This window comes from Micromonospora sp. NPDC049559, from assembly GCF_040676675.1.
Classification (GTDB): Bacteria; Actinomycetota; Actinomycetes; order Mycobacteriales; family Micromonosporaceae; genus JBFAPK01.
This window is the reverse complement of the sequence record NZ_JBFAPK010000021.1, coordinates 21,073-45,796: the sequence shown is the minus strand read 5'-3', so window position 1 is coordinate 45,796 and position 24,724 is coordinate 21,073. Positions and strand designations below refer to the sequence as shown.

General features: G+C 74.3%; 24 protein-coding genes. 12 read left to right on the top strand and 12 right to left on the bottom strand.

Features of this window, described 5'->3' with window-relative positions:
- Positions 1-12: 12 nt before the first annotated feature.
- A complete protein-coding gene (locus tag AB0J86_RS22190) occupies positions 13-2,106 on the bottom strand; it encodes an alpha-galactosidase (protein ID WP_363859483.1) in 2,094 nt (697 codons plus the stop codon).
- 105 nt (positions 2,107-2,211) lie between these two features.
- Here AB0J86_RS22190 and AB0J86_RS22185 point away from each other — a divergent pair, with 105 nt between their 5' ends.
- Positions 2,212-3,423 carry an ROK family transcriptional regulator gene (locus AB0J86_RS22185; protein WP_363859482.1) on the top strand — a complete coding sequence of 404 codons (1,212 nt, stop codon included), beginning with the start codon at positions 2,212-2,214 and terminating at the stop codon, positions 3,421-3,423.
- A gap of 68 nt (positions 3,424-3,491) precedes the next feature.
- Positions 3,492-4,097, top strand: a complete 606-nt coding sequence (gene smpB, locus AB0J86_RS22180; RefSeq protein WP_363859481.1) for an SsrA-binding protein SmpB — start codon at positions 3,492-3,494, stop codon at positions 4,095-4,097.
- Here the strand turns inward: smpB and AB0J86_RS22175 are convergent.
- Together AB0J86_RS22175 and AB0J86_RS22170 are read right to left on the bottom strand one after the other, a co-directional pair.
- On the bottom strand, positions 4,064-5,371 hold the full coding sequence (locus AB0J86_RS22175; RefSeq protein ID WP_363859480.1) for an MFS transporter: 1,308 nt from the start codon (positions 5,369-5,371) through the stop codon (positions 4,064-4,066). The genes smpB and AB0J86_RS22175 overlap by 34 nt on opposite strands.
- Complete coding sequence (locus tag AB0J86_RS22170; protein ID WP_363859540.1) at positions 5,361-5,963, bottom strand: disulfide bond formation protein DsbA; 603 nt, start codon at positions 5,961-5,963, stop codon at positions 5,361-5,363. The genes AB0J86_RS22175 and AB0J86_RS22170 overlap by 11 nt, the downstream gene beginning before the upstream one ends.
- A gap of 128 nt (positions 5,964-6,091) precedes the next feature.
- Between AB0J86_RS22170 and AB0J86_RS22165 the strand changes: the two genes are divergently transcribed.
- A complete protein-coding gene (locus tag AB0J86_RS22165) occupies positions 6,092-7,525 on the top strand; it encodes a PLP-dependent aminotransferase family protein (RefSeq protein WP_363859479.1) in 1,434 nt (477 codons plus the stop codon).
- Between the two features lie 116 nt (positions 7,526-7,641).
- The gene (locus AB0J86_RS22160; protein WP_363859478.1) at positions 7,642-7,866 is read left to right on the top strand and encodes a hypothetical protein; all 225 of its coding nucleotides are present in this window, start codon (positions 7,642-7,644) and stop codon (positions 7,864-7,866) included.
- 92 nt (positions 7,867-7,958) lie between these two features.
- Here the strand turns inward: AB0J86_RS22160 and AB0J86_RS22155 are convergent, their stop codons facing one another.
- The 3 genes from AB0J86_RS22155 to AB0J86_RS22145 form a co-directional block, all read right to left on the bottom strand.
- The gene (locus tag AB0J86_RS22155; RefSeq protein ID WP_363859477.1) at positions 7,959-8,099 is read right to left on the bottom strand and encodes a universal stress protein; all 141 of its coding nucleotides are present in this window, start codon (positions 8,097-8,099) and stop codon (positions 7,959-7,961) included.
- On the bottom strand, positions 8,083-8,451 hold the full coding sequence (locus AB0J86_RS22150; protein ID WP_363859476.1) for a universal stress protein: 369 nt from the start codon (positions 8,449-8,451) through the stop codon (positions 8,083-8,085). Before AB0J86_RS22150 ends, AB0J86_RS22155 begins: the two co-directional genes overlap by 17 nt.
- Before the next feature lie 177 nt (positions 8,452-8,628).
- The gene (locus tag AB0J86_RS22145; RefSeq protein ID WP_363859475.1) at positions 8,629-9,297 is read right to left on the bottom strand and encodes a hypothetical protein; all 669 of its coding nucleotides are present in this window, start codon (positions 9,295-9,297) and stop codon (positions 8,629-8,631) included.
- A 256-nt stretch (positions 9,298-9,553) separates the two neighbouring features.
- Between AB0J86_RS22145 and AB0J86_RS22140 the strand changes: the two genes are divergently transcribed.
- Positions 9,554-10,576, top strand: coding sequence for a hypothetical protein (locus tag AB0J86_RS22140; protein WP_363859474.1), 1,023 nt, complete (start codon positions 9,554-9,556; stop codon positions 10,574-10,576).
- Positions 10,573-11,793, top strand: a complete 1,221-nt coding sequence (locus tag AB0J86_RS22135) for a S8 family serine peptidase (protein WP_363859473.1) — start codon at positions 10,573-10,575, stop codon at positions 11,791-11,793. The genes AB0J86_RS22140 and AB0J86_RS22135 overlap by 4 nt, the downstream gene beginning before the upstream one ends.
- A gap of 75 nt (positions 11,794-11,868) precedes the next feature.
- Here the strand turns inward: AB0J86_RS22135 and AB0J86_RS22130 are convergent, their stop codons facing one another.
- The 5 genes from AB0J86_RS22130 to AB0J86_RS22110 are packed head-to-tail and all read right to left on the bottom strand — an operon-like array spanning position 11,869 to position 16,922.
- Entirely contained in the window at positions 11,869-12,540 is a 672-nt protein-coding gene (locus tag AB0J86_RS22130; protein WP_363859472.1) for a DUF4241 domain-containing protein, read from the bottom strand.
- A gap of 51 nt (positions 12,541-12,591) precedes the next feature.
- Positions 12,592-13,812 (bottom strand): MFS transporter, encoded by a 1,221-nt coding sequence (locus AB0J86_RS22125; protein ID WP_363859471.1) that lies wholly within the window; start codon positions 13,810-13,812, stop codon positions 12,592-12,594.
- 31 nt (positions 13,813-13,843) lie between these two features.
- Positions 13,844-15,349, bottom strand: coding sequence for a hypothetical protein (locus AB0J86_RS22120; protein WP_363859470.1), 1,506 nt, complete (start codon positions 15,347-15,349; stop codon positions 13,844-13,846).
- Positions 15,346-16,539 (bottom strand): transporter substrate-binding domain-containing protein, encoded by a 1,194-nt coding sequence (locus tag AB0J86_RS22115; RefSeq protein ID WP_363859469.1) that lies wholly within the window; start codon positions 16,537-16,539, stop codon positions 15,346-15,348. Before AB0J86_RS22115 ends, AB0J86_RS22120 begins: the two co-directional genes overlap by 4 nt.
- A 44-nt stretch (positions 16,540-16,583) precedes the next feature.
- The gene (locus tag AB0J86_RS22110) at positions 16,584-16,922 is read right to left on the bottom strand and encodes a hypothetical protein (protein ID WP_363859468.1); all 339 of its coding nucleotides are present in this window, start codon (positions 16,920-16,922) and stop codon (positions 16,584-16,586) included.
- A gap of 530 nt (positions 16,923-17,452) precedes the next feature.
- On the opposite strand from AB0J86_RS22110, the gene AB0J86_RS22105 reads away from it, so the two are divergent.
- From AB0J86_RS22105 to AB0J86_RS22085, 5 genes are all read left to right on the top strand, one after another.
- The gene (locus tag AB0J86_RS22105) at positions 17,453-19,603 is read left to right on the top strand and encodes an MMPL family transporter (RefSeq protein ID WP_363859467.1); all 2,151 of its coding nucleotides are present in this window, start codon (positions 17,453-17,455) and stop codon (positions 19,601-19,603) included.
- A 5-nt stretch (positions 19,604-19,608) separates the two neighbouring features.
- On the top strand, positions 19,609-20,298 hold the full coding sequence (locus AB0J86_RS22100) for a response regulator transcription factor (protein WP_363859466.1): 690 nt from the start codon (positions 19,609-19,611) through the stop codon (positions 20,296-20,298).
- Complete coding sequence (locus AB0J86_RS22095; protein WP_363859465.1) at positions 20,295-21,128, top strand: ATP-binding protein; 834 nt, start codon at positions 20,295-20,297, stop codon at positions 21,126-21,128. Before AB0J86_RS22100 ends, AB0J86_RS22095 begins: the two co-directional genes overlap by 4 nt.
- 82 nt (positions 21,129-21,210) lie before the next feature.
- Entirely contained in the window at positions 21,211-21,600 is a 390-nt protein-coding gene (locus AB0J86_RS22090; RefSeq protein ID WP_363859464.1) for a VOC family protein, read from the top strand.
- Positions 21,601-21,795: 195 nt separating this feature from the next.
- Positions 21,796-22,731 (top strand): DUF559 domain-containing protein, encoded by a 936-nt coding sequence (locus AB0J86_RS22085; RefSeq protein WP_363859463.1) that lies wholly within the window; start codon positions 21,796-21,798, stop codon positions 22,729-22,731.
- Positions 22,732-22,806: 75 nt separating this feature from the next.
- Here the strand turns inward: AB0J86_RS22085 and AB0J86_RS22080 are convergent, their stop codons facing one another.
- A complete protein-coding gene (locus tag AB0J86_RS22080; protein WP_363859462.1) occupies positions 22,807-23,991 on the bottom strand; it encodes an ROK family transcriptional regulator in 1,185 nt (394 codons plus the stop codon).
- Between the two features lie 56 nt (positions 23,992-24,047).
- Between AB0J86_RS22080 and AB0J86_RS22075 the strand changes: the two genes are divergently transcribed.
- Complete coding sequence (locus AB0J86_RS22075; protein ID WP_363859461.1) at positions 24,048-24,701, top strand: HAD-IA family hydrolase; 654 nt, start codon at positions 24,048-24,050, stop codon at positions 24,699-24,701.
- Positions 24,702-24,724: the final 23 nt, after the last annotated feature.

Genomic DNA, 24,724 nt, shown 5'->3' with positions numbered 1-24,724 from the left:
TGGTGTGAGCCGTCAGCCCACCCGGTGCAGCCGGACCAGCGCGCTCGCGTGGTCGCCCGGCGGCAGGTCGAGGGCCAGGCCGGCGTGCCGCAGGACGGCGCCCGGATAGGTGGCCCCGGTGTCGAGGTCCCGGTACACCGCGTCGGGGTGTACCGCGGCCAGGCGCAGCGGCGCCGGCCCGTGCCCGTACGGGCGGGTCGGGCACCAGGCGAGCAGTACGTGCTCGTCGCCGCGCACGTACTGCACCGCGGTCAGCGTCCCGTCGCCGCGCAGCCGGTACGCCGTACCGTGCTGCACGACCGGCCGGACGCGCTTGTACGCGGCCACCAGTTCGGCGGCCTCCTTCAGCTCCTCCTCGGTCCAGGCGGTGAGGTCCCCGCCGATGCCGAGCGCGCCCGCCATGGCGACGTGGAACCGGAAGCGCAGCGGGGTACGCCGCGCGGTGGCGACGTTCGGGCTGTCGGTCACCCAGGCACCCATCACCTGGGCCGGGTAGAGCTGGCCGAACCCGTGCTGGATGCCGATCCGGTCCACCGCGTCGGTGTTGTCCGAGGTCCAAACCTGGTCGGTGCGGGCCAGGATGCCCAGGTCGGCCCGGCCGCCGCCGCCCGCGCACGCCTCGATGCGCAGCCCGGGATGGTCGGCCCGGAGCCGGTCCATGATCCGGTAGACGCCGCGGGTGTGCTCGATGAACAACCGGTCGGGGTCGGCGTGGCCCGGCCAGCCGGCCTCGGTGAACGGGCGGTTGCAGTCCCACTTGAGGAAGTCGATGCCGTGCTCGGCGACGAGCCGGTCGAGCCAGGCGTGGGTCCACTCGGCCGCGTCCGGGCGGGCGAGGTTGAGCACCAGCTGGTGGCGCATCTCGGTGCGGTCCCGGTTGGCCATGTGCAGCACCCAGTCCGGGTGCGCCCGGTAGAGGTCGCTGTCGGGGTTGACCATCTCCGGCTCGACCCAGAGGCCGAACCGCATGCCGAGCCGGCGTACCTCGGCCGCGAGCGGGCCCAGGCCGCGGGGGAAGCGCTCCGGGTTCGGTACCCAGTCGCCGAGGCCGGCGTGTTCGCTGCGACGGGCGCCGAACCAGCCGTCGTCCATCACGAACAGCTCGACGCCGAGGCCAGCGGCGCGGGCCGCGAGCGCCATCTGGCCGGCCTCGTCGACGTCGAAGCCGGTCGCCTCCCACGAGTTGTAGAGCACCGGTCGGGTCTCGTCCGGGTGGGACAGCACGTGCCGGCGCAGGTGCTCGTGCCAGGCGCGGCTGGCCGCCCCGAAGCCGCCGGCGCTGTAGAGCCCGGCGAAGACGGGGGTCTCCAGCTCCTCGCCGGGCGCCAGCGACCAGGTCAGTCCCTCGTGGCCGAAGCCGCCGGTCCAGGTCAGCCGCCCGACCGGGTCGCGGTGCAGGGTGATCCGCCAGCTGCCGCTCCAGGCCAGCGCGCCGGTCCAGACCTCGCCGTCCTCCTCGCCGGCGGTACCGTCGTCGACCGCGAGCCACGGGTTGGCGTGGTGGCTGGTCATGCCGCGTCGGCTGGTCAGCACCGTCTCGGCCGTCGGTACGGGGGCGCGGCGCAGCTGGAACTCGCTGTTCCAGCCGCCGACCAGGTGGCTGATCCGGTAGTCCGACCGGTGCGGCGCGCACCAGGCGGCGGAGTCGCAGCGCAGCAGCGTGACCGGGGCGGCCTCGTCGCGGTTGGCCACGGTGGTCCAGCGCTCGACCACGTCGCCGCCGTCGGGGATCCGGTAGTGCAGGGTCACCTCGAGCGGGTAGTGCCGGTCGCGCAGCCGGATCCGCAGGTGCGCGCCGTCGACCTCGTGGCCGGCGTAGCGCCACTGCACCGCCCGGGTGCCGTCGGCGAAGCGGACCGCCAGGCTGGGCGGGCCGAACCGGGCGCCGCCCTCCACCGCCAGCTCGTCCACGTCCGCCATCGCCTCGAAGCTGCTCGCCGCCGGGGACGTACGCTCGACCAGTTCGACCGCCTGGTCCAGCGTGAGTGCGGCACCCCAGTGCACGTGCCGCACGCTGTCGTCCGCGGCGAGCCGGACGGCGTACGCGGTGGTCGCGCCGCGCAGCAGCCAGAGGCGGTGTTCGGGGTGGAAGAGCACGGGGGGCATCAAGGTCCTCGGGTCGGCGGGCCGGTGAGTGCCGCCGAGCGTAGGACCGCCGCCACGCCGAAATCAATACTTGACGAAGTTAATTATTGAACTTAGGTTTCCGCTATGTTTCCCGAGACGGGTACGGGGTTTCCCGGGCCGGGCACGATGCCGTTCTCCGAGAAGAGCGCCGGCGCGCTCGCCGCGGCCCCGGCCGCGACGGCGGTCTTCACCGCCGTCCTGACCGAGGGTCCACTGAGCCGGGTCAGCCTCGCCCGCCGGCTCGGGCTCTCCTCGGCCGCCGTCACCAAGGCGGCCCGCCCGCTCATCGACATGGGCTACCTGCACGAGCTGGCCGCCACCGAGCGGACCGGACCGGGCGCCGGCCGGCCGGCCAGCCCGCTGGCGGTCCGCGCCGACCGCGAGTTCTTCGTCGGCGTGAAGATCACCGCCGACGAGCTGATCGGCGTGGTCTGCGACCTCTGCGCCCAGGTACGCGCCACCGCCCGCCGGCCGCTGACCGACCCGGACGTCGAGGCGGTCCTCACCGAACTCGGACAGCTCGTCGACGGGCTGCTCGACGGCGCGGGCGACTTCCGGGCCCGTACCCGCCGGCTCGGGCTCGCCGTCTCCGGCGACGTGGACCGCGACAGCGGCCTGGTGCGGTACTCGCCGTTCCTGCGGTGGCGCAACGTGCCGCTGCGCGAGCTGGCCGGCCGCCGCACCGGGCTCGGGGTCACCGTGGAGAACGACGTCAAGGCGCTGACCGCCGCCGAGCACTGGTTCGGCGAGGGCGTCGGCGCCGAGTCGTTCGCCCTGGTCACCGTCGGTACCGGCATCGGCTGCGGCCTGGTCGTCAACGGCCGGCTGGTCTCCGGCTCGCACGGGGTGGCCGGCGAGATCGGCCACATCGGCGTCGACGGGACCGGCCCGGACTGCCACTGCGGCGGTCGCGGCTGCGTGGAGTCGATCGCCGGCACCGAGGCCATCGTCCGGCAGGCCCGCGCCGCCGTCGACCGGGCCGAGCTCACCATCGCCGACGCGGTGGCGCTGGCCCGGGGCGGCGACGAGCGGCTCGGCGCGGTCTTCGCCCGGGCCGGCACGGCGATCGGTACCGGCATCGCGGCCGTCGCCAACCTGGTCGGCCCGGCCCGCATCGTCGTCTCGGGCGAGGGGCTGGCCGCGTACGACCTGTTCGAGGCGCACATCCGCGCCGGCTTCGAGCGGCAGGCCTTCGGCGCCGCGGCCGACTGCCCGCTCTCGATCCGCCCGCTGCCGTTCGAGGAGTGGGCCCGCGGCGCCGCCGCCGTGAGCATCCAGTCGCTCGTCGTCTCCTGACCCACCCGGTCGACAGGATCGAGGTCCCGCTGCCCGCGCGGTAGGGGACCGGCCGGCGGTCGTACCCGTTGCCCGTCCCGGCCCGGCGCGGGCGAGGTATCTTCGACCTCGCCCGCGCCGCGCGGACCCCGCCCGGCGCGAGGTGCCGCCCGCGCCGGGCGGACGACGACGCTCGGGAGGCAGCCGCGACCAGGGACAAGGGCCGCAAGCTCATCGCCTCGAACCGCAAGGCCCGGCACGACTACGAGATCCTCAAGACCTACGAGGCGGGCCTCGTGCTGCGCGGTACCGAGGTCAAGTCACTGCGTGCCGGACAGGCGTCGCTGGTCGACGCGTTCGCCCAGGAGCGCGACGGCGAGCTCTGGCTGTACGGGCTGCACATCGCCGAGTACGGGTACGGCACCTGGACCAACCACCAGCCGCGCCGGATGCGCAAGCTGCTGCTGCGGCGGGCGGAGATCGTGAAGATCCTGGACCGGATCCGCGACCCGGGCCTGACCCTGGTGCCGCTGTCGATGTACTTCGAGAACGGCTGGGCGAAGGTCGAGATCGGTGTGGCCCGGGGCAAGCGCGCCTACGACAAGCGGCAGGCCCTGGCCGAGCGGGACGCCAACCGCGAGATCGCCCGCGAGCTGGGCCGTCACCTCAAGGGGAGGACCGCCGCCACCCGCTGAACCGGCACCGGTGCGGGCCCGGCCACTCGGGTGCGGGCCGCCCAGCGCGCGGCGGGACCGAGGGCGAGCCCCGCGACCAGGAAGATCGCTCCCAGGGCCAGCCAGCCGGGGACGCCCCAGCCGAGCAGCAGCGTGGTCAGCAGCGCCGGGCCGAGCGTCCGGGCCAGCTGCGGCCCCATGCCGAAGAAGCCCTGGTACTGGCCCTGCCGGTCGGCGGGGGCCAGCCCGAAGCCGAGCTCCCAGCCCGCGGCGCCCTGCGACATCTCGCCGAAGACCTGCAACACCGACGCGGCGAGCAGGACCAGCACCGTACCGGCCACGCCGAGGCCACCGGCGGAGAGCGCGTACACCGCGCAGGCGGCGAACATCAGCAGCCCGGCCCGCCCCATCGCCCGGGTGGCGCCGGTCAGGTCCGTCACCCGCCGGGCGACGCGGACCTGGAACAGCACCACGCCGAGCATGTTCACCACCAGCAGCGCCGCCGCCAGCGCCGTCGGCGCCTCGGTACGCTGCGCGATCCAGAGCGGCAGGCCGAGGCTGAGCAGCGGCATGTACAGGTACATCACCGCGTTCAGGGCGGTGACCAGCGCGTACGGGCGGTCCCGCAGCACGGTCAGCCGCGGCTCGCCGGCGCGTACCGGCGCGGGCGGCACCTCGGGCAGCCGGCGCAGCACCAGCGCCGCGACCAGGAAGCTCACCGCGTCCAGGGCGAGGACGGCCCGGTACCCGGCGGCGGTGTCGAGCCACAGGGCCAGCCCGCCCAGCGCCGCCCCGACCGCCAGGCCCGCGTTCGCCGTCGACTGCAGCCGGGCCCGGACCGTGGTCCGCCGGGCCGGCTCGACCAGCCCGGCCAGCAGCGCCTGCCGGGCCGAGGCCAGCCCGGCCTGGCCGCACGCGTACAGGCAGACGACCAGCAGGAAGAGCGGGAACGAGCGGATCACCAGGAAGGCGGCGAGCGCGCCGGCGGTCGCGGTCGCCAGCAGCACGGCCGTGCGGCGCGGCCCCCACCGGTCGGCGAGGTGGCCCAGCGGCACTCCGACCAGCATCCCGACCGCCCAGCCGAGGGTGAGGGCGAGACCGACCCGGGGCGTGGACACCCCCGCGATCCGGGTGAAGTAGAGGGCGGAGCAGGCGTAGAAGCCGCCGTCGCCGATCGAGTTGGCGAGCTGCGCCAGCGCCAGCACCCGCGCCGGCCGGGCCGACGGGGCGCCCTCGGCGGGCCCGGTCGACCCGGTGACCCGCCCGGCCGCCGCGGTGACCGCCTCAGTCGACACGGGGACCCTCCGTACGGCCGCGCTTGAGCTCGAAGAAGCCGGGCGTACCGGAGACGAGCAGCACGCCGTCCCAGAGCCGGCCGGCCGCCTCGCCCCGCGGTACCGGGCTCACCACCGGCCCGAAGAACGCGTTGGGCCGCCCGTCCGGCCCCGGTACGTGGATCGCGGGCGTACCGAGGTCCTCGCCGACGGGGTCCAGGCCGGCGTGGTGGCTGCGCCGCAGCGCCTCGTCGTGGTCGGCGACCTCGGCCGCCCCGGCCAGCTCGGTGGCGAGCCCCAGCTCGGCGAGCGCGCCGGTGTAGAGGTCGGGCCCGATCGGCTGCCGCTCGTGGTGGATCCGGTTGCCGAACGCGGTGTAGAGGTCCCGCAGGATCTCGGTGCCGTACTTCTGCTCGGCGGCGATCAGGACCCGTACCGGCCCGAGGGTGTCGCGCAGCCAGCGCTCGTACCACTCCTCCAGCCCCTCGCGTCCCTGGTTGAGCAGCCAGAGGCTCAGCACGTGGAAGCGTACGGTGACGTCCCGGACCCGCTCCACCTCCAGCAGCCAGCGGGAGGTGTTCCAGGCCCAGGGGCACTTCGGGTCGAACCACATGTCGACGGTGGTCACGGGGGCTCTCCTCGGGGTTCGGTCGGTACCGTCGAGATCAACCTATGACCGCACATTGGCCGAGAGAAGCGCCAATTCCGAGCGCTTTGAATGGGCCAATGTACGCTCCTCCGGTGGAGCTGCACGTGACCCTGACCGGGCGCGGCGACCTCGCCGCCGCGATCTACCGGCAACTGCACGACGCGATCCTGGACGGCCGGCTCCGGCCCGGGGAGCGCCTGCCACCCACCCGGGAACTCGCCGGCCGGCTCGGCGTCGCGCGCAACACGGTCTCCGTCGCCTACGAGCGGCTCACCGCCGAGGGATTCCTGGTCGCCCGGGTCGGCGCCGGCACCTTCGTCGGCGCCGAGCCGCTCGCCGGCCGCGCCCGGCCCCGTACCGCGCCCGCCGGGGCGGTGCGCCCCCGGCCGCTCTGGGACCGGATCGCGCCGGCCCGCACCGACGCGCCGCCGCCCGCGTACGATTTCCGGGTCGGCGCGCCCGACGCCGAACTCTTCCCGCTCGCCACCTGGCGCCGGCTCGTCGCCGCCCAACTGCGCGCCGCGACGGTGCGCGAGACCGGCTACCGGGACCCGGCCGGGCATCCGGGTCTGCGCGCGGCGATCGCCCGGCACGTCGGCATCTCCCGGTCGGTGCGCGCCCGCACCGAGGACGTGCTGGTCACCCAGGGCGCCCAGCAGGCCCTCGACCTCGTCGCCCGGGTGCTGGTGGAACCGGGCGACCGCGTCGCCGTCGAGGAGCCCGGCTACCCGCCGGCGCGGCTGGCCTTCCACTGCGCCGGGGCCCGGGTGGTCGGGGTCCCCGTCGACGCCGAGGGGCTCGACGTGGGCGCGCTGCCGCGCGACGCCCGGCTCGTCTACGTCACGCCCTCGCACCAGTTCCCGCTCGGTACGCCGATGTCGCTGGCCCGGCGGGCGGCGCTGCTGGAGTGGGCGGCCCGGCGCGACGCCGTGATCGTCGAGGACGACTACGACAGCGAGTACCGCTTCTCGGACCGGCCGCTGGAGCCGCTGCAGAGCCTCGACCGCACCGGCCGGGTCGTCTACCTGGGAACGTTCTCCAAGACGCTGCTGCCGATGCTGCGGCTCGGCTTCCTCGTCGCCCCGGCCTCGCTGCAGCCCGCGCTGCGCGCCGCCCGGCAGCTCACCGATTGGCACGGCGACCCCGTCAGCCAGGGCGCGCTCGCCGCCTTCATCGACTCCGGCGAGCTGCCCCGGCATTTGCGCCGGGCCACCCGGGTCTACGCCGCGCGGCACGAGCGGGTCCGCGCGGCGCTGCACCGCGACCTGGCCGAGTGGCTCGACCCGGTGCCCTCCGCCGCCGGCCTGCACCTGTGCGCCCGACTCCGGCCCGGCGTACCGGTCGACCCCGCCCGGGTGCTGGCCCGGGCCGGCGAGCGCGGCGTCGCCGCCGACGACCTGGCAACGTACGGTTTCGGCGACCGCCCGCCGGCCGGGATCGTGCTCGGCTACGGCGGCATCGACGCGGGACGGATCGACGAGGGGCTGGCGCTGCTCGCCGACTGCTTCCGGCGGGAAACGGGCTGATCGGGCCGAGTGGGTTGAGTGGGCGGATCGGGCGCCCCGGGGTGGTGTCGTTCCCTTGTGGAACAATACCGGCCGTGTCCGGCACCGTGCCGGGCCGACGATAAATGGGAGTACCCGTGCCGGTTAGCGCCAATCTCGTCAAGCTGCTCGACAAGGAGTACCAGGACAAGAGCCTGGCCGAGATCGTCAACGCCCCCGTCGCCGCGCTCGCCGGGGTGAGCGAGCGCAACGCCACCGCCCTCAAGGAGGCGCTCGGCATCAAGACGATCGGCGACCTCGGCCGCAACCAGTACTTCCGTACCGCGCGGGCGCTGGCCGACCTGGCCGACCACGGCGAGTAGGTAGCGATAGCCGGCCCGGCCACCCGCGACGGTGGCCGGGCCGCGCCATCTCCGGGCGCCGCCGCGCCGGACGTGCCGGCGGCCCGGCGGGCTCACGCCTCGCGTTCCGCCGCGTCGGCCGGTGGGACCTCCCGGACCACCGCGACCGGGCAGGCGCTGTGGTGGAGCAGTTGCTGGCTCACCGAGCCGAGCAGCAGGCCGCGGAACCCGCCCCGATCACGCGAGCCGACCACGAGCAGCCGCGCCGCGACTGGCGTCGACGAGCGCGCCGCCGGGGGAGCCGACGACGACCTCGGCCTCGACCCGCACCTCGGGGAACTTCTCCCGCCACTCGGCCAGCACCTCGTCGAGGGCGGTCCGCTCGGCGGCGGCGGCGCCGACCACCTGCTCCGCCTCGTGCCGGGCGGTCGCGTCGGGCCAGGTCGCCACCTCGGGCGCGACCGGGGCGGCGACGGCGTACCACTCGAACGCGTACGCCAGCAGCACCGGCCGGCGGCTGCGCCCCGCCTCGTCCAGCGCCCAGGCCAGGGCGTCGCGGGCGGATGGGGACCCGTCGTAGCCGACGACGATCGGTTGGGTGCTCATCGAATCTCTCCCTCCCGGGGGCGCACGGCCCGGCCGGCTCCGCGCGGAGCGGCCCTCGGGCCCCCGGCTCCGCCGGTGGCGCCGTGCTCCGTCGTCCTCAGTCAACGGCAGCCCACCTCCGGTGAGGCAGGGCCATCCGGCCCGGGTCGGCTGCCACAGGTCCCGTCGCGTCCCCGCTCAGGGAGCCTCCGGCCACTCGACGATCTCCCCCTCGTCGAGGTCCTCGATCCGGACCGGCTCGTGGCGGCGGAACATCACGCCGACGCCGTACGGGTCGGCGCAGCCCTCGGTGAAGCGCAGGAACCACTCGTCGTCCGCGTAGAAGACCAGCTCCGGCTCGCGCAGCGGGTCCGCCACCCCCAGCGCGCCGTGCGCGAACCGCAGCCCGGCGTCGAGGTGCCGGTCGAGATCGGTCAGCACCTCGGCGACCATGAGCAGGTCCACCTCGTCCAGGGTCTCGTCGTTGTCGAGAATGAGGTAGACCGGCCACTCCCCGACACACCGCCACAGCCGGATCCGCTCGGGACCGCGCTCGAACACCAGCGGCAGCCGGAGCAGGCGCGGGCGGGAGTCGTCGTCCGGCGCGGCGTCGGGCAGGCGGCGCAGTTCCGCGTCGTACGCCTCGACGGCGGCCTCGGACGGGAAGCCGAACAGGCACACCTCCAACTCGCCGTCGGTCGAGCGGAGCCGACGCTCCAGCCGGCCGCCGTGCTCCGCCGCCGGCGGCAGGGTGCTCAGCCCACGCGGCTCGGCCCCGTCGTGGCCCTCGGCCCCGTCGTGCTTCTCGGCCCTGTCCGGCTCCTCGGGCGCCACCCGCGCGACGGTCAGCATCATCGATTCGGTCACGCTGCCACCGTACGGGCGCCTCGCGACATCCCTCGTCGTACGTGTGGTGACGGGGCTGCTGCCGCGCGTGACATGGCGCTAACACCCCGAAATGTCTGGCTGGACGGGCGTCAGTATCCTCCCTGGCCAGTCCTCCGGTATCCGTTCCGGCGGATCTCGCCCGGCCCGACAGGAAGGTCCTCTGTTGACACATCCCTCGTCCACACCCCCGCCGGGGCCGTCCGCGGGTCCGCCACCGGGCCTGCCGTACCCCGGTATGCCGCAGCCCGGCACGCCCTACCCGGCCGGGCCGTACGCGCAACCGGCCTCCTACCCGGGGCCGCCCCAGGCGCAGCCGGCGGCCCCGTGGCCCGGTACGCCGCAGGCGCAGCCGGTACCCGGGATGCCGGCCCCGCAGCCGGTGGCCCCGTACCCGGGTACGCTCCAGGCCCAGCCGGGCGGGCCGTACCCGGGCGCGCCGCAGGCGCAGCCGGGCGGGCCGTACCCCGGGACGGTGCCGCCGCAGCCCGGCGGACCCGCGCCCGGGGCGTCCTGGACCGGCCAGCCCGCGGCGCCGGCCGGCAAGAGCGGTCGCGGACGCAGGGTCGTCGGCATCCTGCTGATGGTGCTCGGGATCTGCCCGGTCCTCGCTGGCGGAGGAGTGGTGGCCCAGGCAATCTCGAACTCGCGGGTCCAGATCGCCAACGACGACTTCAAGCCCCTGGCCTGGCACAATCTGCCGGCCGACAAGGTCTTTCCCGACCACTTCGGCATGTTCGAGGGCACCTGGTCCCGGCAGGGGATCGACCCGGTCGCGACGTGCGACAAGGCGCCGGTGAGCGCCGACCTCGCCGAGGCGGTCAACCAGCACGGCTGCCGGTCGGTGCTGCGCGCGACCTACGTCGACGAAAGCGGGACGCTGGTCACGACGATCGGCATCCTGGTACTCGGCTCCAACGCCGACACCAAACCCCTGATCGAGCGGTTCCGGCCGGGCGCGGGCTACAAGGGCCAGCCGCTGCGGGCGTACCCGGTGCCGGGAACGCCCGCGGCCGGCTGGAAGGACGCGAACCGGGCCGGCTACGACATCGTCGGCTACGACCTGGACCTGTACGAGCAGCCGTACGTCATCCTCGCGACGATGGGCTACGCCGACGGGCGGAAGGTCGCCAAGCTGCCGGAGCCCTGGGACATGCCGGGGCTCGGATCGGCCAACGAGCGCAGCCTCGACCTGCTCACGCGCAGCCTCGTCCAACAGTTCCGGGCCCGGTTCGACCTCGCGATGGAGGGCAAGAAGTGAGCAACCGTCGCACGGCGGCCCGCCTGCTCGGCGCCGGTGGCGCCGTGGCGCTGGCCGCCTCGGTCGTGCTGGCCGGCGCGCCGGCGGCGCTGGCCGCCCCCGGCTGGGAGATCGGCGCGATGTCGGTGGCGGCGGTCTGGCCCACGTCCGAGGGGGACGGCGTGACCGTCGCCGTCGTCGACAGCGGGATCCGTACGGACCACCCGGTCCTCAAGGGCCGGGCGACCGAGGGACCGGACCAACTCGGCGAGACCGACCAGCACGAGAAGTGGTACGGGTTGCACGGCACCGCGATGGCTTCGAGCGTGCTCGACGTGGCGCCGAAGGCGAAGGTTGTCGGATACCGGGTGCTCCGCGACGAGGGGGACCCCGACTTCACCGACGAGCCGGTCGGGCCTGCGACCGGTACGCAGCAGAAGGCGAACCCGACGCGGACCGCCATCACCGAAGCCGTCAGGTCCGGGGCCGACGTGATCTCGCTGTCGCTCGGCTCCATCTCGAACATCGCGCAGTTCTACGACGACGGCGTGGCGGCGGACATCGCGTACGCCAACTCGAAGGGCGTCGTGGTGGTCGCCGCCGCGGGTAACGAGGGCGAGGAGGGCAACGTCATCTCGTACCCGGCCAACTTCCCAGGCGTGATCGGGGTGGGTGCCGCGACGCCGTCGGGCAAGGCGGCCAGCTTCTCGAACGTGCACAGCTACGTCGACGTGCTGGCGCCCGGCACGAAGATCAACGCCGCGGACGCGCGGACCAAGGGACGGGTGGAGATCGAGGGCACCTCGTCGGCGACCGCGCTGGTCTCCGGCGTCGTCGCGCTGATCAAGTCGAAGTATCCGGACCTCGCGCCGCGCCAGGTCGAGCAGCTCCTGATCCAGACCGCCTCGCGCTACCGCTCGGGCCACTCGCCGCAGACCGGGTACGGCATGGTCGACGCCGACGCGGCGATGAAGGCCGCCGCCGCGCTCAAGCCCGAGCCGGCGGTCCTGCCGGCCAAGGAGCACGGCGACCCGGCGCACTTCGGGCCGGGCGACGACGGTACGCCGGCGCGGGTCGGGCAGCCGTTCGACTGGACGTACGTGCTGCTCGCACTGGGTGGCCTGGTACCCGGCCTGGTAATGATCCTGGTCGGCGCGCTGCTGGTGCGCTCCGCCCGCCGGGCGCGCCGGTCCGGTGTGCCCGCACCGGCGCTGCCGCCGCCGGCGCCCATCCGGTAAGCCGGCGCCGCTCCGCCCACCCGTCTCGCCCCGCCACGATCCGTGGCGGGGCGAGCCGTCGGGGCCTCCGGTGGCTCAGTCGCGCGGTACGACCATGAAGTCGGTGACGAAGCTTCCGACCCGGCCCGAGGCGGTCCGGCCGACGAAGGTCGGATAGCTCCCGTCGCCCCAGCCCGACCCGACCGCGAGGACGTTCGCCCCGGTGGTCCCGTCGACCACCCCGCCCACCGCGCCCGGGACCGGCGCCTCCGGCCACCGGGAGGGGATGAACATGTCGTCGATCCGGTCGTAGTCCCAGTCCACCAGCGCCCGTACCGCTGCCTCGTCGGCGAGCGTGCCGAGACCCGCGTCCACCCCGTAGCCGAAGTACTCGTCGTCGCCCAGTTCGGACGTCTCCCACCCTGGTCGCAGCGCCGGTTCCCAACGCACGGGTCCGGGACGGACGACCAGTTGCAGGGCGGCGACCCGCCGCTGCGACTCGACACCGTTTTCGAGCAGTACCGCCACCCAGGCCACCAGCGGGTAGGTGCCCGGCGCGACCTCGGCAGTGAAGGCCGAAGTCTCTCCCGCCACGGTGAGCGGATCGCAGCCGACCACCCGGCCGGTGGGGAGCACGACGTCGCCGACCCGGTGCGGCTCGATCACGTACGCGACGGGCCCGTCGAGGTAGCGGGAGCCGCCGGTGAGCAGCCGGTCCAGGTCGGGGAGGTACGCCATCGGGATCCGCTCCATATCGTCTCGGGCCAACGGGCGGATCCACTCTAGGAGCGGCGGCCGACAAACCAACCGGCCCGTCGTTCAGGGGCGGGCCGCTCCGGACGGCTCGTCGAGCGGCGGTACGGCGGGCGCGGGCGGGCGCCCCGGACGCAGGCGGCGGATCGCCGGAGCGGCCAGCGCCAGCACGGGTATCCCGATCGCGGCCCAGAGCGCGAAGCCGAACGCCACGGACCGCTGGTCGGCGACCACGCCGAGACCCGGGCGGGCCACCGCGATGCCGATCCCGCCCAGGCAGGTGACCAGCCCGAAGACCATCCCGCGAACCGCTCGGGGGGTCACCTCGTTGGTGAGGACCTCCAGCACGGTGGTGCCCAGCGCGTACGCGAAGCCCAGTATCGGCAGGAACAGGAACGGGCCGAGCCAGGTCAGCCGGGCGGTGGCCACCAGCGGCACCAGCAGCAGCACGAACACGACGGTCAGCGCCGCCCGGCGCCGGGTGGCGAGGTAGCCGGCCGCCAGCCCGCCCGCCACCGAGGCGGCCGCGAAGACGGCGTACATCCAGCCGGTGACCTCGGGCGACAGCCCCAGCTCCAGCGCCAGGGGCTGGAACAGGATGCGGGCGCTCCAGCCGAAGAGCAGCAACAGCGCCCCGAGCCAGACGACCCGGCGTACCCGGGGATCGGCGGCCACGGCCCGCACGTCCGCGACCAGCGCGCCCAGCGTGGGCACCACCCGGGGCCGGGCGACCTCCGGCAGGGTGAGCGCGAGCAGGAACGCGACCACGGCCAGCCCGGCGGTGATCGCGAAGGGCAGCCGCGGATCCACGTCGTAGAGGTAGCCGGCGGCCAGCAGGGAGAGCAGCACGGCCACGTTGCCGACCGCGCGGACCAGCCCGAACGCCTTGGCCGGGTCGACCTGCGGCTGCTGCACCGCGCAGAGTTCGTAGAGGTAGGTGCTGGCCGCGCCGGAACCCAGCGCCCACTGCACGCCCCAGAGCACCCAGACCCCGAAGAGCACCCCCACCGAGTGGATCTGGGTGATCGCCGCGTACGTCACGATCGTCGCGCCGGCCAGCGCCAGGTACGTCCGGCGCCGCCCGAGCAGGTCCCCGACGACGCCCAGCGGGAACTCGCAGGCCACCGAGACGATCCGGAACACCCCGTCGGCGAGCACCGCCGTGGTCAGCGGGAAGCCCAGGTCCAGCAGGTAGATCAGCCAGACCGGGAACCAGAACTGCACCTCCAGCAGGAACTGCGTGACGGCGAAGGTGCGGATGGCCCGGCTGCGCAGCGCCTGCCTCATGCCGCCCGGCCCGTGCCGCGTGGATGACCGGTCACGCCTGGTTGTCCCGCCGGAAGAAGAGGTACATGACCACCAGCAGCGCCGAGACGACCCCGGAGGTGACCAGGACGGCGTCCGCCGGCTGCGCGGCCACCCACTCCACGATGGAGGAACGGCCCAGGTCGTAGACCGACATCTCGGGGTCGCTGGCGATCGAGCGGCCGAACTCGGTCACCGACAGGGCCGTGCCGAGGATGGACGTGACACCGATGCCGAGCAGGATCAGGTCGGTGAACATCGTGGACCGCGCCGTCCGCCGCGCGGCGAACTCCGCGAGCCGCCGGTCACAGACATCGATCTTGAAGCGTACCGGCTGCGCCAGCAGCTCGTCGTAGTCCCAGAAGGCCAGGATCGCGTCCATCTCGACGCGTACCGCGCGCTTGAGGTACTTCGCCAGGTTCTGCCGCTCCATGATGATCAGTTCGGCGCGCTGGCTCAGGCTCATCAGGGCGCCCTTGAGCTGCTCCAGCTCCCAACGGCTGCCGGCCGCCGCCGAGTCCGCCAGGATCTTCGACAACCGGGCGTCGATCCGGTCCAGGACGCCGTAGAAGACCTGCGCGTAGCGCAGCGCCTCCCACTGGTCGCGGAACGGGTCGCCGGGACGCATCCCGCCGCCGGCGCCGTGCCGGTCCATGAAGACGTAGTTCAGCCAGCGGGCGAGGTGGTCCAGCTCGCCGTCGATCAGCCGCTCGGCCGGCGGCCGGTCGTCGCCGGCTCCCACCACGTCCTTGACCCAGTGCCGCACCACCGCCTCGGCGCCCGGCCCGCCCGGCGGAACGATCAGGCTCCGGGTGACCCAGAGCGGCTCGCCGAACTCCACGGTCACCGGATCGTCGGCGGGCGTGGCCGCGAGCAGGATCCGCTCGTCGGAGTCCCGGTCGCGGAGCAGCTCCAGCACCGGGTCGAGGTACGTCCGGACGACCGCCAGCGCGACCCGCTCGCCGATGGCCACCGCGCGGGCCTGGAGGTCGTCCAGCCGTTCCGGCAGGCCGCCGTCGGGGACGGTGACCGACGGCGCCACCTCCGCCAGCAGCTCCAGCAGCATGAGGCCGTGGTCGTAGAGCCGGAAGGTGATCTCGCTGACCCCGTCGGGCAGGACATCGCCGTCGTCGGTGAACACGCCCGGCAGGTGTTCCTCCCGCAGCGTGCCCGTGAGCACGTGCAACGGGCGTTCGACCGCGTCCTCGCTGATGGTCCGGTACAGGTTCAGCGAGCTGGCGGGCCGGGTGTGCTCCAGCACGACGGCGGGGACCGGCGCCACCGGGCGCGCCGTCGACGCTCCAGCCGGCCGCGCGGCGGGCTCGGCCGGCCGCGCCGACTGCTCGGCCGGTACGGGCTGCCCGGCCGGCGGCGCGGGCGCGAGCCGCGCCAGCAGCGCGTCCACCTCCGGCTGGCGCTCGGCCCAGAAGCGCGCGTACGACTCCGGTTCGCGCAGCGCCGCGCCCGGTACCGCGTAGAAGTCGACCACCACCGGGGCGAGAATCCGCAGCTGGGTCACGAGCCGCTCCGCTCCAGCAGCAGGGCCCGGGCGTCGACGTAGAGCACGCGACCGCGCGCCGGCCCGTTGGTGATCTTCACCTGGACCAGGACCCGCCCGGCGCCGGGGCGGACGCCTCCGGTACCCGGGCCGTCCGGGCCGCCCGGGCCGCCCGGGCCGCCCGGGCCGCCCGGGCCGCCCGGGCCGCCCGGGCTGCCTGGCGCGCCGGGGGTGCCGGCCGCCGCGCCGCCGAACTGCTCCGGCCAGGAGAGCACCCGGGCCCGGGTCCCCTGCGGGGCGAGCAGCGCCGGCCTCCCGGCCGCGTCGAGCAGCTCCACCAGTCCCGTCGCGCCGACCGGGGCGAGGCTCACCTCCTGGAACTCGGACGGCTTGAGCTGCGCGACGATGTCGGCGTACTCGGGGCTCCGGCGGGTACGGGCCAGTTCCCGGTTGAACCGGCGCATCACCGCGGCCGCCTCGGAGGTACGGGGCATCATGAAGTAGAGCCCCTGTACCGAGTGCACCAGCGGGCCATCCCCGCGCAGGTGGTCGAAGTCCGTCGCGTCGGCCGCGAAGGCGGGGTCGGTCAGCACGGCCTGACCGGAGAGCAGCCCCTCGGCCACCACGTCCACCTTCCCGTCGGCCAGTGCCCGGAACGCGTCCAGCGCCGACTCGAACCGGACGGTGTTCGTCGCCGCCGCCTCGAACTCGCTCCAGTAGTCGTAGCCGGCGACGCGGCCCACCCGCAGCGCGGCGAGGTCGGCGGCCGTGGCGACCCGCGGCGTACCCCGGCGGCGGTCGTAGAAGAGCACGTACTCGAAGTCGACGAGCGGGTCGGAGAGCAGCAGGCGGGCGCGCCGCGTCGCGCTGCCCACGAGCGGGAAGACCCCGACGGAGGCGCCCGAGGTGACCTGCTCCTCGGCCAGCGACCAGGAGTTGGCGTAGCTGATCTCGGGGGAGTACCCGGACTGCCGGAGCACCTGGACGACGAGCCGGGCGACGGGCCCGCCGTCGGGTAGCTGCGGCCCCACGAACGGCGCCCACGACCCGCTGGAGACCGGGATCGGCCGGGCCGGGGAGACCGGCGTGGTGCGCAGCCCGACGGCCACGATCCCAGCCGCGACGATCACCACCACGGAGAGCACCAGCACGGGCCCCCAGGTTCGCAGCGATCTCAGCAGGGTGGAGGTACGGCGGGGGGTCAGCGGCACAGCCGGTCAGCCTAGCCAGACCCCGCCACCCGGTCCCGAGTGGATCAACTCCAGATGCTGGAGATCCTGGCCACGACGTCGGTCATGGCGGCGACCCCCGGCGCGACCTCCTGGATGCCCGCGAACAGTCGCTTGAGTACGGACGGCTGCTGCCTCTCGGACCCGAGCGCGTCCAGGAACGCGGCGAGAAGCTCCCGCGCCTCGGAGTTCTCCGACTCCGCGACGGCGCGCTCCAGCTTGACGAGGGCCTCCGCCACCCCGGGGTCGTACCGCTCGGCCAGGTTGTTGAACGAGTTCGTGACGGTCGCCCGGTTGTTCACGATGGCGCCCGACTCGGCCCGGATGATGTCGCCAGTCACGTTGATCTCGCCCTTCGTGGTCAACTCGTAGCGTCTCGTCGAAGCGCGCCTTGGACTTCGCCGAGTTGAAGATCAGATACACCGCGACGCCGACCGCCAGCAGGAAGGCGACGCTACAGATCGCGCTCCCGACGGCGTTCGCCTCGGTCGTGGGGGTTGGCGAGAACGTCGGCGACGGTGTCGGAAGCAGCCACGACAGGAATCCGGGTCCAATCTCCAGCGGTGACGCGACCTCGGTCGAGAACTCGGCGGTGGGCTCGGCCCCGACCGTAGTAAGCCGGGGCAAGCCTAGACCAGGTACCAGGTCCGGACCGGCCCGCGGGCGATCCTCGGCTGCTCGCCGCACGCGACTCCCGGCGCGGGCCTCTCCGCACCGCTCCCGCACCGGCTCCGGTGATGGAGCGACATCACCCAGTGCCGCGGGCATCGCGGCGGACGACGCCGCCCGGCTGACCGCGCATCGTCAGGCAACCGTCAGGTTCGCGGGCGCCGGGTCGTCAGGCACGGGCGGTGTGCTGAGGCTCCCTGATCCTCGACCACGGGAGTTCGCCGTCATGGCCGCATCGCTCTATCGGCTCGGCGCCTGGGCCCACCGGCGCCGCCGGACCGTCCTGGTGGCCTGGCTGGCCGTCCTCGTCGCCGCCGGGGCGCTCGCCGCCACCGCCGGCGGCTCGTACGAGGACGACTTCTCGATCCCCGGTTCGCGCGCCCAACGGACCCTGGCCATCGTCGCCGAGCAGTTCCCGTCCTCGTCGGGCACCGCCGCGCAGGTGGTGCTCGTCGCGCCCGCCGGCCGCGAGGTCGCCGAGCACCGGGCCGTCATCGCGCGCACCCTCGCCGCCGCCGCGAAGGCGCCGCAGGTGGCCGGGGTGGTGGACCCGTTCGCCGCGAAGATGGTCTCGCCGGACGGTCGCGTCGCCCTGGCCGTCGTGGACTATCAGGAGCGGCGTGCCCAGCTGAGGCCCGGTTCCCTCGAAGCGTTGGAGGACGTGTTCCGGCCGGTCCGCGAGGCCGGGCTGCGGGTGGAGTTCGGCGGCCCGGCGTACGGGGGCAGCCCCGCCGACGGTGGCCACGGCACCGAGGCGGCGGGGCTGCTGATCGCGCTGGTCGTCCTCGTCATCACCTTCGGCTCAATGGTGGCGGCCGGGCTACCTCTGCTCACCGCGCTGCTCGGGGTGGGCGCGACCGTCGCCGGCCTGGCCACGGTCGCGGGCGTGCTGACGTTGCCGACGACCGCGCCGGCCCTGGCCCTGATGCTCGGTCTGGCGGTCGGCGTCGACTACGCGCTGTTCATCGTCGCGCGGCACCGGTCACAACTGGCCTCGGGTATGCGCGTGGCCGAGTCCGCGGCCCGTGCGATCGGCACCGCCGGCACCGCCGTGGTGTTCGCCGGCCTCACCGTGGTCATCGCCCTGGCCGGCCTGGCCGTCGTCGGGATCCCGTTCCTGACCGCGATGGGGCTGGCCGCGGCCGCCGCCGTGATCGTCGCGGTGCTGGTGGCCGTCACCCTGATCCCGGCCGTGCTGGGCTTCGCCGGCGACCGGCTGCGCCCGAAGCCCGGCTCGCGGACCGTTCGGCGCGAGGCCGCGGACGCCCGGCCCACCCTGGGCGCGCGCTGGGTCCGGCTGGTCACCCGCCGGCCGCTGGCCACGACCCTCGCCGTCGTCGCGGCGCTCGGCGTCATGGCCGTACCGGCGGCGGGGTTGCGGCTCGCGCTCACCGACAACGGCTCCGCCCCGGCGGAGAGCACGCAGCGGCGGGCGTACGACCTGACAGCCGCCTCCTTCGGACCGGGCTTCAACGGCCCGCTGCTGGTCCTGGCCGACCTGGCGAACGAAGGCGACCGCCGGGCCGCCGCCACGGCGCTGGCCGAGCGGCTCGGCGCGGTGGACGGGGTGGCCGCCGCCGGGCGCCCGGAGCTCTCCGCCGACGGCCGGTACGCGCTGCTGACGGTGATCCCCGAGACCGGGCCGCAGGACGAACGCACCGAGCGGTTGGTGAGCGACATCGAGGCGGCGGGTGGTGCGTCGGTGGGGGTCACCGGCGTGACCGCCATCGGCATCGACATCTCCGCGTTGCTGCGTGCCTCGCTCGTACCGTTTGCGCTGCTCGTCGTGGGTCTGTCTGTGCTGCTGTTGCTGGCGGCCTTCCGGTCGCTGGTGGTGCCGCTGAAGGCGACGCTGGGCTTTCTGCTCTCGGTCGGCGCGACGCTGGGCGCCGTGGTCGCGGTGTTCCAGTGGGGCTGGCTCGCCGATCCGATCGGGGTCCCGCGGACCGGGCCGGTGATCAGCTTCATGCCGATCATCCTGATGGCGGTGCTGTTCGGCCTGGCGATGGACTACGAGGTCTTCCTGGTCAGCCGCATGCACGAGGAGTACGCCCGGAGCGGCGACCCGGGACGCGCCGTCACCCGGGGCTTCGGCGCCTCGGCACGCGTGGTCGCGGCGGCCGCGCTGATCATGATCTCGGTCTTCGCGAGCTTCGTCCCGGGCGGCGACGCCACGCTGAAGCCCATCGCCTTCGCGCTCGTGGTGGGCGTTCTGCTGGATGCGTTCCTGATCCGGATGACGCTCGTGCCGGCGGTGCTGGCGCTGGCCGGGCGCGGTGCCTGGTGGCTGCCGCGGTGGCTCGACCGGGTGCTGCCGAACCTGGATGTGGAGGGCGCGCGGATCGGCGGGCGCGGATCCGTCGTGATGGTGAGATAGGGAACGTGGACCGCATTCTGGTGGTGGACGACGATCCGGGGCTGCGGGAACTGCTGCTGTCCGCGCTGCGGTTCGCGGGGTTCGAGGTCGAGGCGGTCGGCGACGTGCCGGCCGCCCTCGCCGCGATCGGGGCGCACCCGCCCGACGCGATCGTGCTGGACGTGATGCTGCCCGGCACGGACGGCTTCGACCTGCTGCACCTGCTGCGCTCGCGGGGCGTCCACGTGCCGGTGATGTTCCTGACCGCCCGCGACGAACTGGACGACCGGGTGCGCGGGCTGCGCCTGGGCGGGGACGACTACCTCACCAAGCCGTTCAACGTGGTGGAGGTGGCCGCGCGGCTGGAGGCGCTGCTGCGGCGTTCCCGCCGGGTGCCGCCGGCGCTTCCGGAGGGGGTGTTGCGCTGCGGCGACCTGGAGCTGGACGAGTCCCGGCACGTGGTGACCCGGGGCGGGCGCCCGGTCGAGCTCTCTCCCACCGAGTTCCGGCTGCTGCGCTACCTGCTGGCCAATACCGGGCGAGTGGTCTCCAAGGCACAGATCCTCGAACACGTCTGGCAGTACGACTTCGGCGGCGACGCGGGGGTGGTCGAGCGCTTCGTCTCGAACCTCCGCCGAAAGATCGACTTTGGCGGGCCGTCACTGATCCACACCGTACGGGGGTTCGGGTACAGCCTGCGGGCGGTGCGGCGATGAGCCGATCCTCCCGGTGGCGGCTGGCCCTCATCGGGCTGCTCGCCGGCCCGGAAGCCACCGCGATCACCGCCGCGGTCCAGCGGGCGTTCGACGCCCGGCGGCGGGCCGAGGAGAGGCTGCGCAGCTTCGTCGCCGACGCCAGCCACGAACTGCGTACGCCGCTGGCGACCATGCACGGCTGGATCGACCTCTACGTCCAGGGCGGCCTGCGCGACCCCGACGAACTCGACCACGCCATGGAACGGATGCAGGCCGAGGTGGACCGGATGCGGCTGCTCGTCGAGGAGCTGGCGCTGCTGGCCCACCTCGACGGGGCCCGGCCGCTGGACCGCGAGCCGGTGGACGTGGTGGCGCTGGCCGGCGAGGTGGTGGACGACGCCCGGGTGGTCAGCGCCGACCGCACCATCACCCTGCGGGGGGTGGCGGAAGCGGTCGTCGACGGGGACGGCCCGCGCATCCAACAGGTGCTGCGCAACCTCGTCGGCAACGCGGTGCAGCACACCCCGCCCGGCACGCCGGTCACCGTCACCGTCGGCTCCCGGGACGGGGAGGTGCTGGTCACGGTACGCGACGAGGGCGACGGGATCGCGCCGGAACATCTGCCGCACCTGTTCGAGCGTTTCTACCGCGCCGACCCCAGCCGCAGCCGCGACACCGGTGGCACCTCGGGGTTGGGGCTGGCCATCGTCGAGGCGATCGTCACCGCGCACGGCGGCACCGCCGGGGTCACCTCGACACCCGGGCAGGGCACCACCGTCCGGGTCACGTTCCCGGCGGCGGTTTCCCCCGCCGGACCGCACCGCGCCCGTGGGCGAGCGCGACCCGCATAGCGCGATCGACGAGGCGCCGGACAGACCGGCCCGTGCGGCGGTGGAACGGGCGCGGAGCCGCACCGCCTGCGATAGTGGCGCCATGAGCGAGCACGACGACGCGCGGTCCGGGCCGCTGGCGCGGTTCAAGGACCTCTGCCTGGACGCCAACGACCACCAGCGCCTGGCCGACTGGTGGTGCGAAACCCTCGGCTACCGGCGCAAGGACGAGTTGGAGCCACCGGCCGACGGCCCACGCCCCGCCGAATGGCCGGTACCGATCGTGGACCCGACCGGCGCGGGCCCGCTGATCTGGATCATCCCGGTACCGGAGCGCAAGACCGTCAAGAACCGCATGCACCTCGACGTCGTCGGCGACACCGACGCGCTGCTGCGGGCCGGCGCCACGCTGCTGCGCCGCAAGGGCGGCGACATCTCCTGGGACGTGCTGGCCGACCCGGAGGGCAACGAGTTCTGCTGCTTCGCCCCCTGAGCCTTGTCCGACGGATGATCGTTAGTCGCCCACCGGCTCGTCCGGCCGCTCTCGGCACCGGTTCTCGACTGACGATCAGGCGGGTACGTAACAGATCATCCCGCCGGCCGGGAGCTTTCCACCGGGCAAGCGGTTGTCCACAGCCACCGACGTGACCGGTGGCGACGGCACCGGCCTTCCGCCACGTTCGACGTCGTGAATCCTCTGCTCAGATCCCTGGTGGACCAGGGCGGCGGGCTGGTGACGCGCGCCGAGGCCGGGCAGGCGCTTCCGGTGTGGATCCTGGAGCGGGCCGTCCGCACCGGTCACCTGCGTCGCATGCTGCCGGGGGTCTATCTCGACGCCCGGCTCGAACCCACGTCGCGACTGCTCCGCCGGGCGGCGCTGCACTACGGGCGGGGCCGAGGGGCGTTGAGTCACACCACCGCACTCGACGTGTGGGGGGTGCGGTCGCATCTCCCCGGCGAGGCGGTGCACCTCACCGTCCCGGCCGGGTCGGGACTGCGCAGCCGGCCGGGCCTGACGATCCACCAGCAACGTGACTTCACCGCCGAGCCGCCGCAGGTGGTGGTGCGCCGTGGTCTGTCGGTCACCCGTATCGAGCGGGCACTGGTCGACGCCTGGCCGCTGCTGCCCTCCGCCGACGCGCCGGGACCGGTGATCCGAGCGGTCAACGATCGACTGACCACACCGGCGCGGATAGTGGCGGCCATGGCGCGCGCCCCGAAGCTGACCGGGCGGGTGAGGCTCCGAGTGCTCTTGGACCGGCTCGCCGCCGGTTGCCACAGCGCCCTCGAAATCTGGGGACACGATCATGTCTTCAGCGGCTCGGGCATGCCTTCGTTCCAGCGCCAGGTGCGCATGCGGGTGGCCGGCCGCACCGTGTACCTCGACGTCTACGCGGAACACGAGCGGGTCGACTTCGAGCTTGACGGCGCCGCCACGCACGGGGACCTCCGCCAGCGCGAGATCGACCTGCGCCGGGACGCGGCGTTGGCCGCCCTCGGGATCCTGGTGGTCCGGTTCACGCATCGCCGGCTGGTCCGCGAGACTGCCGCGGTGCGTCAGGAAGTCCTCGCCATCCTGGCCGCCCGCCGTACCCGTGCTCCCGCCGACCGGCCTTCCCGTTGATCGCTAGTCCGCTACCGGCGTACCCCTGGGCCCGGAGCACCGGTTTCCGACTAACAATCATCGAACGATGCCTGGCTACATCCGGAACTCGACGGCCCAGGTGGCGAGGGCCGCTTCGGCGGTGACGTGGTCGAGGCCCACCAGCGCCGCGCCGCGCAGCGGCCCGTCGTCGCCGTGCGCGGCGTCCAGCACGAGCGGCGGTCGGGCGCGGTGGAAGGCCATCAGACCGTCGAGGTACGCGGCGTCGAACGGGGCGCTCGCCGCCGTACGCAGGGCCGAGCCGAGCCCGCCGAGCGTCACCACCTCGGGGTCGTGGAGGTTGACCAGGCCGGCGATGCCCGCTCCGAGGGCCGCCGCGACGGTCGAGACGGCCCGCCGGGCGTACGGGTCGCTCGCGGCACGGTCGAGTACCGCCCGCGCGTAGGTGCGGGGATCGGCGGGCTCCGGCTCGCCGAGGTGCCGGGCCAGGGCGCGGCCGTCGACGTCGAGGTCCCAGCAGCCGCGGGCGCCGCAGGGGCAGCGTTGGCTCCGGTCGCCGAAGGGGAGGTGGCCGTACTCGCCGCCGGCGCCGTGTGCACCGGTGACCGCCTCTCCCGCCACGGTGAGGGTACCGCCGATGCCGACCTCGACGATCAGGTGCAGCGCGGTCCCGCCGGCGGTGGACGCGCCGGTACGGGCCTCGGCGATGCCCGCGAGGGTGGCGTCGTTGCCGGCGAGCAGCGGCAGGCCGGTGCCCTCGGCGACGGAGGCGAGGTCGACCGGGCCCCAACCGAGGGCGGACGCCTGCACGAGGCGGTCGCCGTGGATGGCCGCCGCGACGGCGAGGGACGCGGCGCGCAGCCGGGGACCGTACCGCCGATGGACGCGCCGGAGGTGACCGCGCAGGTCGGCCAGGACATGCTCCGGTTCGCGGCTGCGGTGGCGGTGGACGCGCGGCTCGTGCAGCCGCCCGTCGACGGTCGCCAGGGCCGATCTCCAGTCCTCGTGGCGCAGGTCGAGCGCCAGCACCACCGGTCCGCCGCGGTGGGGCCGCAGCAGGGTGGTGGGGCGTCCGCGGCCCCGGATCGGGGCCGGTTCCTCGTCGAGGAGCCGGACCTCACGCATCCGGGCCAACACCTCGGTCGCCGATCCGCTGGACAGGTGCAGCTGCTGGGCCATCGCCGCCCGGGTGATGTCGGGCTGGCGGCGCAACGCGGCCAGTACCTGCGCGGCGGTGTGCCAGCGGGCCGTCTCGGCGCGCTGGCGCGAAGGGGCTGGCATGAATCGCGTTCACCACCTTATGCTCGGGCTACGAGTATATTCGGAGGGAGGCAGCGGTGGACCTGTCGACGATCAGGGGCGTGCTGCTGGACATGGACGGTACCTTGGTGGACTCGGACGCCGCCGTCGAGCGTGCCTGGCGTACGTGGGCGGGCGAGCACGACGTCGACCCGGAGGCGGTACTGGCGATCGCCCACGGCAGCCCCGCCGAGAGCACGATCCGCCGGCTGCTGCCCGAACTGGACGACGCGGCGGTCGCCACGTCCGCCGGCCGCCTACTGGCGCTGGAGTACGACGACCTGTCCGACGTCGGGCCCACCCGCGGTGCCGACGAACTGCTGGCGACGCTCCGCCGGCTGGAGCTGCCGTGGGCGGTGGTGACCAGCGCGGACCCGAGCCTCGCCAAGGTCCGGCTCGCCGCCGCCGGTATCGACCCGCCGGTGCTGCTCACCCTCGGGGACGTCAGCGCGGGCAAGCCCGACCCGGAGGGCTACCGGCGCGGCGCCGAACTGCTGGACGTACCGGTCGCGCGCTGCCTGGTCGTCGAGGACACCGAGATCGGGTTGCGGGCCGGGCGGGCCGCCGGCGCGATGACCGCCGCGCTCAAGGGTTGCGACGGCGACCTGCGCGTCGACGACCTCGGGCAGCTCGCGCGGCTGCTCGCCGCCGCCCCGGGCCGCTCCGCGCCGGACGGGCCCCCCGCCCGCTGAGCACCCCGGCGCCGAGTCGGGCA

Bases quoted from the DNA above. Each gene is read 5' to 3' on its own strand.
- AB0J86_RS22125 (WP_363859471.1), bottom strand. From the start codon at position 13,812: ATGAGGCAGGCGCTGCGCAGCCGGGCCATCCGCACCTTCGCCGTCACG.
- AB0J86_RS22170 (WP_363859540.1), bottom strand. From the start codon at position 5,963: ATGTGGTTCGACCCGAAGTGCCCCTGGGCCTGGAACACCTCCCGCTGG.
- AB0J86_RS22095 (WP_363859465.1), top strand. From the start codon at position 20,295: ATGAGCCGATCCTCCCGGTGGCGGCTGGCCCTCATCGGGCTGCTCGCC.
- AB0J86_RS22105 (WP_363859467.1), top strand. From the start codon at position 17,453: ATGGCCGCATCGCTCTATCGGCTCGGCGCCTGGGCCCACCGGCGCCGC.
- AB0J86_RS22090 (WP_363859464.1), top strand. From the start codon at position 21,211: ATGAGCGAGCACGACGACGCGCGGTCCGGGCCGCTGGCGCGGTTCAAG.
- AB0J86_RS22080 (WP_363859462.1), bottom strand. From the start codon at position 23,991: ATGCCAGCCCCTTCGCGCCAGCGCGCCGAGACGGCCCGCTGGCACACC.
- AB0J86_RS22140 (WP_363859474.1), top strand. From the start codon at position 9,554: ATGCCGCAGCCCGGCACGCCCTACCCGGCCGGGCCGTACGCGCAACCG.
- AB0J86_RS22190 (WP_363859483.1), bottom strand. From the start codon at position 2,106: ATGCCCCCCGTGCTCTTCCACCCCGAACACCGCCTCTGGCTGCTGCGC.
- AB0J86_RS22185 (WP_363859482.1), top strand. From the start codon at position 2,212: ATGTTTCCCGAGACGGGTACGGGGTTTCCCGGGCCGGGCACGATGCCG.
- AB0J86_RS22150 (WP_363859476.1), bottom strand. From the start codon at position 8,451: ATGAGCACCCAACCGATCGTCGTCGGCTACGACGGGTCCCCATCCGCC.